This window comes from Asticcacaulis sp. W401b, assembly GCF_046503825.1.
GTDB lineage: Bacteria > Pseudomonadota > Alphaproteobacteria > Caulobacterales > Caulobacteraceae > Asticcacaulis.
On the sequence record NZ_JBKFEE010000013.1, the window covers coordinates 64,103 to 76,021 of the forward strand.

At 61.8% G+C, this 11,919-nt stretch carries 8 protein-coding genes; 5 read left to right on the forward strand and 3 right to left on the reverse strand.

The annotated features are described in order from the left end of the window. Positions 1 to 282: 282 nt before the first annotated feature. Both ACK8OE_RS17470 and putA read right to left on the reverse strand, forming a co-directional pair. Positions 283 to 573, reverse strand: coding sequence for a hypothetical protein (locus ACK8OE_RS17470; RefSeq protein ID WP_272740103.1), 291 nt, complete (start codon positions 571 to 573; stop codon positions 283 to 285). Between the two features lie 296 nt (positions 574 to 869). Beyond that, complete coding sequence (gene putA, locus ACK8OE_RS17475) at positions 870 to 3,941, reverse strand: bifunctional proline dehydrogenase/L-glutamate gamma-semialdehyde dehydrogenase PutA (RefSeq protein ID WP_410273631.1); 3,072 nt, start codon at positions 3,939 to 3,941, stop codon at positions 870 to 872. 155 nt (positions 3,942 to 4,096) lie between these two features. Here putA and ACK8OE_RS17480 point away from each other — a divergent pair, with 155 nt between their 5' ends. Both ACK8OE_RS17480 and ACK8OE_RS17485 read left to right on the forward strand, forming a co-directional pair. Further along, a complete protein-coding gene (locus tag ACK8OE_RS17480) occupies positions 4,097 to 4,552 on the forward strand; it encodes an Lrp/AsnC ligand binding domain-containing protein (RefSeq protein ID WP_343684637.1) in 456 nt (151 codons plus the stop codon). A 47-nt stretch (positions 4,553 to 4,599) separates the two neighbouring features. After that, positions 4,600 to 6,909, forward strand: a complete 2,310-nt coding sequence (locus ACK8OE_RS17485; RefSeq protein ID WP_410273632.1) for a GH36-type glycosyl hydrolase domain-containing protein — start codon at positions 4,600 to 4,602, stop codon at positions 6,907 to 6,909. A 3-nt stretch (positions 6,910 to 6,912) separates the two neighbouring features. On the opposite strand, the gene ACK8OE_RS17490 is transcribed toward ACK8OE_RS17485, so the two are convergent. Continuing rightward, positions 6,913 to 9,228, reverse strand: coding sequence for a beta-L-arabinofuranosidase domain-containing protein (locus ACK8OE_RS17490; RefSeq protein ID WP_410273633.1), 2,316 nt, complete (start codon positions 9,226 to 9,228; stop codon positions 6,913 to 6,915). Positions 9,229 to 9,388: 160 nt separating this feature from the next. On the opposite strand from ACK8OE_RS17490, the gene pelA reads away from it, so the two are divergent. The 3 genes from pelA to ACK8OE_RS17505 form a co-directional block, all read left to right on the forward strand. Continuing rightward, a complete protein-coding gene (pelA, locus tag ACK8OE_RS17495; RefSeq protein ID WP_410273634.1) occupies positions 9,389 to 10,684 on the forward strand; it encodes a pectate lyase in 1,296 nt (431 codons plus the stop codon). Positions 10,685 to 10,742: 58 nt separating this feature from the next. Continuing rightward, positions 10,743 to 11,237: a response regulator gene (locus tag ACK8OE_RS17500; RefSeq protein ID WP_410273635.1), complete on the forward strand. Its 495-nt coding sequence runs from the start codon at positions 10,743 to 10,745 to the stop codon at positions 11,235 to 11,237. A 190-nt stretch (positions 11,238 to 11,427) separates the two neighbouring features. Then, a partial coding sequence (locus ACK8OE_RS17505) for a hypothetical protein (RefSeq protein ID WP_410273636.1) occupies positions 11,428 to 11,919 on the forward strand: 492 nt, incomplete at its 3' end.

Below are 11,919 nucleotides of genomic sequence, written 5' to 3' on the forward strand. Positions count from 1 at the left end.
TATACGTCTCTGTCTATTGTAATTTTAGCATAGTATATTTCAAAATATGCTTGTTATATTCGATCGTGAAATAAATTAATTAGATAGTGTTCTTTTCGTGTTTCTTGAGTAACGGAACATCGATATTATAACATTTGAGACATTTTTCATCGATAAGTGATTGTCGGTGTAGTCACCCTGCTTGTGTAGGCGTCAGCGAAACGCCTGCCATTAGAGCGGATTTCGTTCTTATCGGAATGCGCTCTAAGGCGTGGGCACGCTTGGCTGAAAGACAGATTTACCTTACGCAATCATTCGCCGCAGGACCGAGTTGCCTTTGCGCGCCGCTAACACGGCGGTGACGAACTCGCGCCGGATGGCCGGGTAGTCAATGGTCGGTGCATAGAAGCCTTGAAGCGCATGATAGATGTAGGCGTGGATGCGCGTAATGTCTTCGCCCGTCAGGTCGGGCAGGGGATCGCTGATTAATATGGCCAGCGCCCGTACCACGGCCCCTTCGGCTTCATCGTCGGTGGCATAGACGTAAAGCAGCCGGTCAAGTGCGTGTTCCAGAACCTTCAGGTCGATCATCATAGCAGGCCTCTTAGAGCCTCATGCCGAAAAGTGGCTCCGCTTTTCGGGACAACATAAGGCGTTGCAAAAGTATGAGCTATGAGGCGGCTCCAATGAGCCGACGAATGCTCAAGGACAACCTCATCCGATAAGATGAGGCTGCCCGCGACGCCGTAAATGGACAATCAGGATGACAGTGGTGGGATATAAAGGGATTTATAACCACGGATAGACACGGATACGGCCCGCCAAGGCGGGCCGTACACGGATATTCTTTTTGCGTGTCGCCTCCATCAGAGGTGATCCGTAGCTAAAAATCAGATGTCTGTTTCGGCCAGAGACAACAGGGTGGCATTGCCGCCTGCCGAGGTCGTATCGACAGAGACGGTGCGCTCACTGGCAAAACGCAACAGATAGTGCGGGCCGCCCGCCTTGGGCCCGGTGCCGGACAGGCCTTCGCCGCCAAAGGGCTGCGATCCGACCACGGCCCCGATCATCGAGCGGTTGACATAGAGATTGCCGACCTTGGCCAGAGACTTGACCCGCTCGGCGGTTTCGGCGACGCGCGAATGCAGCCCCATGGTCAGGCCATAGCCCCGCGCATTGACACGGGCGACGACGCTGTCCAGCTCACCGGCCTTCCAGGTGACGACGTGCAGGATTGGGCCGAACCATTCCTGCGACAGATCTTCGATAGCGTTGAGGCGGATCAGGGTCGGCGGCACGAAGAGGCCCGTCTGCGGGGCCTCAAGTGTATGAATCCATTGCGTTTGCATTGACTTTCGATACGCAAGCAACTTATCGCGCGCGGCGGCGTCGATGACCGGACCGACATCGGTGCGGATATCCGCCGGGTCGCCAAGCACCAGCGCATCCATCGCGCCTTTGAGCATATGGATAATCGTGTCGGCCACGTCTTCCTGAACGATCAGCAAGCGCTGGGCCGAGCAACGCTGACCGGCGGAGCGGAAGGCCGAGGTGACGACATCGCCCACCACCTGTTCCGGCAAGGCGGTGGAATCGACGATCATGGCGTTGAGGCCGCCCGTTTCAGCAATCAGCGGCACAAGGGGGCGGCTGTCGTCGCTGAGCAGGCTGCGGGCAATGGCGCGCGCTGTACCGGTCGAACCCGTGAAGGCGACACCGTGCACGGCGGATGAAGCCGTCAGGGCCGCACCGACGTCGGGGCCGCCGGGCAGGAAGTGCAGCACATCGACCGGGATTCCGGCCTCATGCGCCAGTTGTACGGCGCGGTAGGCGATCAGCGGCGTTTGCGGCGCGGGCTTGGCCACCACTGGGTTTCCGGCGACCAGAGCAGCGGTCACTTGCCCGATGAAAATGGCCAGCGGGAAATTCCATGGTGAAATGCAAGCAAAGGTGCCGCGGCCCGTAAGGCGCAGTTCGTTCAGTTCGCCCGTCGGCCCCGGCAGGGTCACGGGGCGGAACTGATCGCGGGCATTGACGGCGTAGTAGCGGCAAAAATCGACGGCTTCGCGGATTTCGGCCACGGCGTCGCCAATGGTCTTGCCCGCCTCGTGCACGCACAGCCCCATCAGTTCGAGGCGGTGCGTTTCCATCAAATCGGCGAGGCGATCCAGACAGGCGGCACGGTCTTCGACCGGTGTCGCGGCCCAGCGATCGGCGGCGGCATCGGCGGCCTTCAGGGCGCGCGCCACATCGTCGGCGGAGGCTTCGATCACGGTGCCGATGGGCTGCGACGGGTCGGCGGGGCGCACAACCGTCTTGACCGTGCCGCTGACGGGCTGACCCGACACCAGCGCCGTGGCGGCGTGAGATTTCGCGCCGATGGTGGCAATGGCGTTCAGCGTGGCGTCGAGCGTGGCCTGATCGCTGAGGTCCAGACCCTGCGAATTCGTGCGGCCGGGGAAAAGGCCGGCGGGCAGGGGGATGGCCGGGTGCGGGCGGCCTTTGATGGCGGCGATGTGGGCGGCGGGATCGGACAAAAGCGTTTCCTCATTGACAGTTGGGTCGGCCAGTTGATGCACGAAGGATGAATTGGCACCGTTCTCCAGCAGGCGGCGCACCAGATAGGCTAGCAGCTCCTTATGGCCACCAACCGGCGCATAGGTGCGGCAGTTATAGCCCAATTCGCGCACCAGACGCTCATGCAGACCTTCGCCCATGCCGTGCAGGCGCTGGAACTCAAAATCGCGGCGTTCGCCCGCCCACTCCATGATCGTCGCCACGGTCAGGGCATTGTGGCCCGCAAAGGCTGGCCAGATGTGCGAGGCGTCCAGCATATCCTTCGCACAGGCGAGGTACGAGACATCGGTCGCCGGTTTGCGCGTAAACAGCGGATAGTCGTTGAGTCCTTCGACCTGCGCACGCTTGATTTCGGAATCCCAGTAGGCCCCCTTGACCAGACGCACCTTAAGGCGGTGGCCGGTCTCCTGACCGATGGCCTGTGCCCAGCCGATCAGCGGGCGGGCGCGCTTGCCATAGGCCTGCGCCGCCATGCCGAGGCCGTCCCAGCCGGACAAGGCCGGATCACGCAGCACGCCCTCGATGATGTCGAGCGAGATCATCAGACGCTCGGTCTCTTCGGCGTCGATGGTCAGGTCCATATCGTAGCCCGCAGCCTTGGCGGCCAGATGGCGGATCATCTCGATCAATTGCGAAACACAAGCTTCCTGATTGGCAACCTCATAACGCGGATGCAGGGCCGACAGCTTGATCGAAATGGAATGGCCGGTTCCCTTGGGCGAACGCCCGACCGTGTCCAGCGCCTGCTCATAGGCGGCGAAGTATTTTTCGGCATCGGCAAAGGTGCGCGCCGACTCGCCCAGCATATCAAAAGAGGCGGTGAAGCCCTTATTTTCAGGCTTGGCGGCGACATCGAGCGCTTCGTCGATGGTGCGGCCCATGACGAAGACTTCACCCATCATCTTCATGGCGACGGCCACCCCCTGCCGGATGACGGGTTCGCCCATACGGGTGATCAGCTTCCTCAGCGTCCCGGCCTGTTGCGGGTCTTCAACCAGGGCGCGGGTGAGGATCAGGCCGAAGGTCGCTGTATTGACCAGAGCCGAGCCGGATTTCGCCCTATGCGCCTGCCAGTCGGCATCGCCGATCTTGTCGCGGATCAATAGGTTGGCAGTTTCCGGATCGGGAACGCGCAGATAGGCCTCGGCCAGCGACAACAGCGCCACGCCTTCGGCCGTGTTCAGCCGGTATTCCTGAAGGAAGCGATTGACCCAGCCGGTCGATTGCGCCGCCTTCAGGTCCTGAAGGATCAGCCGCGCCTGCGCCATCACGCGCTGGCGCGTGGCGGTATCGAGCGTGGCGTCGGGCAGCAGGGCCGCCAGCACCTCCGGCTCAGGGGCGCGATGAAGGGCGATCATGCGGGCGCGGGCGTCGGCAGGCGTCATGGAGGCTCCGGGATGGTCAAATATGAAACCTTTTAGAGTATGCCCGGTTTATGGAAAATGTCCTTGGAATTTTACCGCGATTGGCCGAAGGATATTTATTCAATATTGCCAATTTCATGCGAATCTTCTGCACGAAACCGGAACGGGAAAACGCCATGCTGGATGAGATCGACCGCAGGATTCTGCGCCTGCTGCAAGCGGACGGGCGCATGACCAATCAGGCGCTGGCCGAGGCCGTGCACGTCTCACCGGCGGCTTGCTTTGAGCGCGTCAAGCGCCTGAAGGCCAATGGCTATATTCTGGGCACCATGGCCATTCTCGATCCGGTCAAGCTCGATCGGGCCCTGCTGATCTTCGTTGAGGTGCTGCTCGATCGCACGACCGAGGACGTGTTCGACGCCTTTCGCCACGCCGTGACGCGCCAGCCGGAAATACTGGAATGTCATATGGTGGCGGGTGGTTTCGACTATCTGATCAAGGCGCGGGTGAAGGACATGGCGGCCTATCGGCAGTTTCTGGGCGACGCGCTTGTGTCACTGCCCGGTGTGCGTGAAACCCGCACCTATGCGGTGCTGGAAGAGGTCAAAAACGCCATAGCCCTGCCGGTTTAGCCTTCCGCCCGGCTTGACCCGACAACGTTGTCGTGTTTTGAAGCGGTATGCGCCTGATCACCCTGACCCCCGATTCCTGTACCCTGACCTCGGCCACGGCCATGCCGCGTGCCTCCGGTTTTCTGTGGAACCGCAAGATGATGCTGCACGCGACCTGTCGCGGCTTCGTCACGGCTCAGCACATGCAGCCGGAACCGGCCAAATACAGCCACGCGCCGGTCGTGGAGGGCAAGACCTTCATGCTGCCGGAAACGGCGCACTACGCCCATCATCCGGGGAGGTTCGTCTATGTGCGCGATCTGGTCAGTCAGCGGCATTTCTCCGTGCCGCATGAGCCGGTGCGTCGCGCCCCAAAGACGTTTGCCTTTACGCAGCACCCGGAACGGCTGGAATGGTCGGTTGAACAGGACGATCTCGATATCCGCTGGAGTCTGGTGCTGCCTGTTGATGAGGCGGTCGAACTGTGGCGGCTGGAAATCCGCAACCGGGTGGATATAGAGCGCGCCCTGCGCATCGTGCCCTATTTCCCGGTCGGCTATATGAGCTGGATGAATCAGGGCGCGCGCTTTGATGCCGACCTGAACGCGGTTATCGCCAGCTCGGTAACCGCCTATCAGAAGATAGACGATTACTTTAAAAACCAGCACCTTAAAGACAAGACCTTCCTGACGTGTGATCGTCTCCCGGACGCCTTTGAGACGCGGCGCGAAGACTTTGAAGGCGAGGGTGGGCTGAGCGATCCGGACATGCTGCGCGCAGGGCTCCAGGGCGGCGAGGCGCTCTATGAAACGCCCGCGGCAGTGCTGCAATTCGATCAGACGCTGGAGGCCAATGAAACTCAGGTCTGGCATTTCGTCTTCGGTCCGGCCTTTGATGAGGCCGAGGTGGCGCGCCTGAAAGCCGCCTATCTGGGGGCTGAGGCCTTTGAGCGGGTCTGTGGTGAGGCGCGCGCCTATGTCGAACAGGGACGCGGCGTGTTGGCCATCGAAACGCCGGATTCGCATTTCGACGCCTTTATGAACCGCTGGCTGGCGCGGCAGGTCTATTATCACGGCGACACCAACCGCCTGACCACCGATCCGCAGACGCGCAACTATCTTCAGGATGCGCTGGGCATGGTGTTTGTGCGCCCGCAAAGCGCCAGAGAGGCGCTGCTCTATGCCCTCTCGAAGCAAAACGCCGACGGTTCGATGCCTGATGGCATCAAGCTCTATGACGGGGCGCAGTTCAGCTACATCAATCAGGTGCCGCATACGGACCATTGTGTGTGGCTGTTTATCCTGCTCGAAGCCTATCTCGATGAGACCGATGACTATGCGGTGCTGGACGCCGAGCTTGACGGCCAAGGCGTGCGGGCGCGGCTGGAGGCGGCGCTGCGCTGGCTGCTCAAGACCCGTGACCATCGCCGGCTGAGCTATATTGATCAGGGCGACTGGAACGACCCGATGAATATGGTCGGCTGGAAGGGCAAGGGGGTCTCCGGCTGGCTGACCCTCGCCGTGGCCTATGCCCTGCGCCTGTGGGTGCGTCTGTCGGGTGAGACGCAGCCCTGGGCGGCCGAGGCCGAGGCGATGAACGCGGCCATGAATACGCATCTGTGGGACGGCGACTGGTTCGGGCGGGGGATTACCGACGACGATATGGCCTTCGGCATCAAGCGCGATCCGGAGGGGCGGCTGTACCTCAATCCGCAGAGCTTTGCCCTTCTGTCGGGCGCGGCCTCGGAAGCGCAGGCCGAGCGCATGGTGCAGGCCGTGGCGGCGGAACTGGAGACGCCCTATGGCGTCGAAATGCTGGGCCCACCCTACACAAAGATGCGCGAAGATGTCGGGCGTCTGACGCAAAAATCGCCCGGCGTGGCGGAAAACGGCTCGGTCTATAACCACGCGGCAGCGTTTTACATCTATAGCCTGACGCAGGTGAAGAAGGGTGAAAAAGCCTTTGAACTGATGCGTAAAATGCTCGCCGGTGTCGATGAGGCCGACTATGTGCAGCGCGGTCAGTTTCCGGTCTTCATCCCCAACTATTACCGCGGCGATTTCCATGCCCATCCGCGCACGGCGGGCCGGTCTTCGCAGTTGTTCAACACCGGCACCGTGGCCTGGGTCTATCGCAGCCTGATCGAGGGCCTGTTTGGTCTGAAAGGTACGCGCGAGGGCTTAAGCGTGCAGCCCTGTCTGCCGCCGCACTGGACGGAGGCCAGGGCGACGCGGTTGTTTAGGGGCTCGACCTACCACGTCACCTATCGCCGGGGCGGCACTCCGGGCCTGACCCTCAATGGTCAGCCCGTTGTGGGCGATGTGCTGCCCGTGCCTGAACAGCCGGGGGTGTTTGAGGTTGAGGTCGGTCTTCCCTGAGCCTTACACCTTCGCGGCGCGCAAAATCCGCGCCTCATAGACATAAGACCACTGATCGCGGTCAGCCTCGAAGCGCACCCGCACCTTGCTCTTGCCCGCCGTCAACGCCGGGGGCAGGGGGTAGGTGATGATATTGCGCGCCACCGTCGCCTCGCCGGCCAGAGTCTCGTTCGCCAGCACCTGACCTTCGACCAGAAGACGGAAGGATTTGTTGCGGTCACGCCCGGCATAGGCGACCTGTAGCACCAGCGGCCCTTCGGCGGTTTTGAGGTCAAAGGCCAGATAGCCCTTTTGAATCAACCGCCCGCGTTCAGCGATATGGGTGATGGTCGCCGTATTGGGCGTGCCGTCGAAGGCGTGATCGGTTTCCGGCTGCTGTTCACCCAGCCGAATGAAATCGACGGTACGCGCGGCCATATCGGCGCGGTCCTTCGCCGCCTGACGCCACACGGCCTCTTCACCAACCCATTCCGCGCTGCCGAAACGGCGGAAATAGACGGCGGTGCGGTTGCGGTGTTGCAGGAAAAAAGGCTTCAGGCTGAGGTCGCCCGGTTTGCCCTGCGTCCCCAGTCGATACTGATGCAGGCCCCCGGCGGCGACCAGTTGGGGCGCAGCCTCATCGGACACCAGCGCCGGATCGACGCCTTCCCACGGCTGATCCGACGGGCCAAGATCACCGGCCAGCACCAGCGGCCCGCTGAGGAAGGCGATCAGTTTGGCATCGTCCGGCATGGCTTCGACGCGCAAAGGCATGGGCAGACGCAGTTCAATACGGTCGCCGCTTTTCAGCCCCGTGAGCCGCAGATAACCGCCCTGACGCACACCCGCCGCCTTGCCGTTCACCCTGAGCACGGGGGCCGCGCACCAGCCCGGCACGCGCAGGGCGAGCGCTTTGGGGGCCTTGCGCACCGTAATCACCACCTGATCGGACAGGGGGAAGGCAGTGTCCATATCGAGTTGCGCTTGGGGCGCGTTGAGCGTCGAGGCGTAATAGAGGTTCACCGCCACGCCATCGCCGCGCTTCCAGTATATGCTTTCACCATGCTTGGAATGGCTTTCCATGCCCGACCCGACGCAGCACCAGAAGTCGTTGGTCGGGTCCGAATGCACGCGCCCAAGCCCCGAAGCCAGTCCGGTGAAATAGGTGAACATGCCCGTTTGCGGGTCTTGCTGGCTCATGATGTGGTTGAGGTGGGCCCGCTCATAGAAGTCAAACAGGGCCGCATCCCCGCTCCAGCCATAGAGATGGCGCGTCAGGCGCAGCATATTGTAGCTGTTGCACGCCTCGCAGGTCTGCTGATCGAGGCGGTTGGCCAGTTGCCGGGGCGCGCCGAAATGTTCGTGGTCGGAATTGCCGCCGATGACGTAGGAATGGTCGCGCGTGACGGTCTGCCAGAAAAAGCGCGCGATGCGGGCGTCTTCGGCGTTTTGTGTCAGCTCGTAAAGGCGGGCGGAGCCGACGATCTTGGGGATCTGCGTATTGGCGTGCTTGCCGGCCAGTTCGTCGCGCCCGGCGGCCAGCGGATCGACAATGGCGCGGTGGCGCAGGCGCTGCGACAGGGTGAGCCAGCGCGGGTTTTGCGTCCGCGCATAGAGTTCGGCATAGGATTCGGTCAGGCCGCCATGTTCGGCGCGTAGAATTTCCTGAATCTGCGCGTCGCTCAGGCCTTCGAGAATGGTTCCCAGATAGTCGCCCAGCCCGGTCGCGACGCTCAGGCCATCGGTCAATCCGGCGTGCTGATGCGCGTCGAGCGTCCCGGCAAACACCTTGTGATAGGTATAAAGCGGCACCCAGCCGCCGTTCAGATCAAATCCGGAGGTGCGGATGTCGCCCTTGCGCAGTTCCTCATAGACGATCTTGCCGTCCACTTCCTGACCGTTGCGGCCCACGGTCGTGCCGCCCGCATAGCCGTCGCCCTGTTTGGCCTGAATGGTCTTCAGTTCGCTCAGCACAAACGCGGCGCGGTCGCGAAATTCGGGTTTGCCGGTCTGCGCGTACATCAGCGAAACGGAGGACAGGTAGTGGCCAAGGCTGTGGCCCGCAATGCCGCGCGCTTCCCAGCCGCCATAGACCTCGCCCCTGGGCTCCAGCCCCGCGCCTTTGCGGAAATTGTGCAGAAAACGGTCGGGCGACAGCGACAGAAGATAGCGCTGGTTGGCTTCAATTGAGGTCAGGAAGATCGACGGCTTTAGCCGCACCTGCGACAGCGGGAAGGGGGTCGCGGATATAGAATCAGGCGTCACGGCCTTGGCAGCGGTCGCGCCCACAGCCATCCCCAGTCCTGCGGCCGTTATGCCGCGTCGCGTCCATCCCTGCATGACTCACTCCTGTTGTGTTTTCTTGGACTATAGTCCGTCATTTGTCTGAGTAAAATCAAACTTGCAAAGAGCGACGGATTTCGGCTTGCCACACGTTTGACACCGGTATCATATATGCCCAACCAGAACAGACATCATTCTATATCTCCGGGGAAATGCCATGCACCGCCGTACCTTGCTCGCCAGCCTTGTCACCTTGCCCTTTGCCGCGCCTTTGCTGGCGCAGGCGGCCCAGATCGGTGTCAATACGCCGTTCCCACCGCTCAGCCCTGAGCGCATCAAGGCCATCGCGCCCGCAGCGGAGCAGGCGGCGTGGCTCGACTATCTGACGCGATCACAGGCGCAACTGGCCGCCGATCAGGCCGCTTTGATGGCCGAGCGCAAGGGGCTGAGCATAATCCCGGCGGACCCCAAAACCGGCGACGGTGAAAAGACCATGCCGCTCGATAAACCTGTTGAATGGTATGCCTCGGCAGAAGGCCGCAAGGTCGCCGACAATATTGTCAGTTTCCAGACGCCCGCCGGCGGCTGGGGCAAGAACCAGCCGCACGACAGCGAGCCGCGCGCGAAGGGGCAGCATTTTGTCGCCGGGAACAGCCTTCAAACCAAGCCTGCCGGTGATTTCGACGCGCCGACCGTTCCCGGCTGGAGCTATGTCGGCACCATCGACAACGGGGCCACGATTACCGAGACGCGGTTTCTGGCGCTGGCCTTTAACGCCACGCAGGACGTGCGCTATCGTGACGCCGCGATCCGTGGTCTGACCTACCTGCTCAATGCGCAGTTCCCGAATGGCGGCTGGCCGCAGGTGTGGCCGCTGATGGGGGGCTATCACGATGCCATGACGCTCAACGACAATGCCATGATCTCGGTGTCGCGTCTGGTGGGCGATGCCGGGCGGGGCGAGACGGGCTTTGCCTTCCTGCCGGGCGACCTGCGTACACGCCTGTTGGCCGCAGAACAACGTGCGCTGACCGTCTTCCTCAAATCGCAGGTGGTGATCGACGGTAAACTGACCATGTGGGCGCAGCAATACGATGCCCTGACCCTGACGCCCTCATCGGCGCGCAATTACGAGATGCCATCGTTGAGTTCGTCGGAAAGCGGATCACTGCTGGTCTATCTGATGAAGCAGCCCAACCCGTCGGCTGAGATGAAGGCGGCGATTGTGGCCGGGGTCGCGACACTGGAGGCCACAAAGATCGAAGGCAAGGCCTTTGAGAAGACGCCGGATGGCAAGGACCGTCTGCTGGTCGATAAGCCGGGCGCCGGACCGATCTGGGCGCGCTATTACGATCTCAAAACGATGAAGCCCATCTTCGGTAACCGTACCAAGACCCTGCACGATACGATTAATGATGTGGAGCCGGAACGCCGCCGCGGCTATTCGTGGTTTGGCAGTGGGCCGCAAAGCGCGCTCAAGGCCTATGTCGCCTGGAAGGCGAAACATGGCTGAGTCGCTCCGAATGGAAAACTTATCAGGGGCGTGATCACTTTGGTCGGACTGGCTTTTAATGGTCAGTCTGCACCCTGAAAAACGCTTTGAAGTCATCCGCATGGCCAAACCCTACCCGGCCTCTCCGTTGAACCTGTCGCCACTGACGCAGACAGGTGAGGGGCCGATCCGCATTCTTGTGGTGGAAGATAATCCCGCCAACGCGCTGGTGGCCAGCCTGTTCCTTGAACAGATGGGCTATGCCCACGACCGCGCCGAAAATGGCCGCGAAGCGATTGAGGCTTATCAGGCCGGGCGTTACGGCCTGATCCTGATGGACCTTCAGATGCCGGAGATGGATGGCTATGAGGCCACCCGCCGCATCCGGGCGCTGGAGCGCGAAACCGGGCGCGCGGCCGTGCCCATTGTGGCCCTGACCGCGCACGCCCTCAGTGGCGACCGCGAGGCCTGTTTGCTGGCCGGTATGGATGCGTACCTCTCCAAGCCTTTCAGGCCGGATGAGTTGCAGGCGTGTCTGGAGCGCCTGACCGCCGCAAAGCCACCCGTCGCATAAGGCCTCTCAACCCATCGGGCGACACGCCGTCCCGGGCCATCAATAGCTGCACGATGGGTTCGGATAACAGGTCTTCGAGACGTGGGTTCATCGGTCTTACTCCCATAGAGATTTCAATTTGCGACTCGTTCTCAATAATGCTAATGAGAATTATTCGCAATTGTTAATCCGTATAGGAGGCGGTTTTCTCATGGCACAGGTGGCTTCAGACAGGGGGCGTGATCTTCGTCAGTTGCGCTATGCCGAGCACTTTCTGACCTGGGCGCTGCGCACCTCGGTGGCCTGCTCGCCTCAGTGTCGTCTGTTGCAGCGTGAGTTCGCGCACGCCTTTGGTCCGGAGCCGTCCGAAGGGCTGAAAGCCTTTCACGGCTGGCTTCTGGCCCTGGCCAAAGGTCGGCGTCGGCTGGAGATCGGACGTCCGGGCCTGATCGCCCTGACCCGTGACGAGGAGATGCTTCTGAGCCTGCTCACCCACGCGCAGACGCAGGAGGTGGACCGCTTTACCGCTCAGGCGCGCTTTGTGATGGGGGCGGAACCGTCACACGACCTTTATGCGGCCGCCCGCCATCTGATGGAGCTGATGGCGCAACGCGGCCACGGCCTGCCGGTCAGCGCGGCCGTTGGACGTGACCTGCCAACAGTCCTGCCCTGCGCCGGACAGCCGCCGCAACTGAGGGCGGTT

Excerpts from the sequence above, each read along its gene's own strand:
- ACK8OE_RS17490 (WP_410273633.1), bottom strand. The coding sequence starts at position 9,228 with ATGCAGGGATGGACGCGACGCGGCATAACGGCCGCAGGACTGGGGATG.
- ACK8OE_RS17470 (WP_272740103.1), bottom strand. The coding sequence starts at position 573 with ATGATGATCGACCTGAAGGTTCTGGAACACGCACTTGACCGGCTGCTT.
- ACK8OE_RS17485 (WP_410273632.1), top strand. The coding sequence starts at position 4,600 with ATGCGCCTGATCACCCTGACCCCCGATTCCTGTACCCTGACCTCGGCC.
- ACK8OE_RS17500 (WP_410273635.1), top strand. The coding sequence starts at position 10,743 with ATGGTCAGTCTGCACCCTGAAAAACGCTTTGAAGTCATCCGCATGGCC.
- putA (WP_410273631.1), bottom strand. The coding sequence starts at position 3,941 with ATGACGCCTGCCGACGCCCGCGCCCGCATGATCGCCCTTCATCGCGCC.
- pelA (WP_410273634.1), top strand. The coding sequence starts at position 9,389 with ATGCACCGCCGTACCTTGCTCGCCAGCCTTGTCACCTTGCCCTTTGCC.
- ACK8OE_RS17480 (WP_343684637.1), top strand. The coding sequence starts at position 4,097 with ATGCTGGATGAGATCGACCGCAGGATTCTGCGCCTGCTGCAAGCGGAC.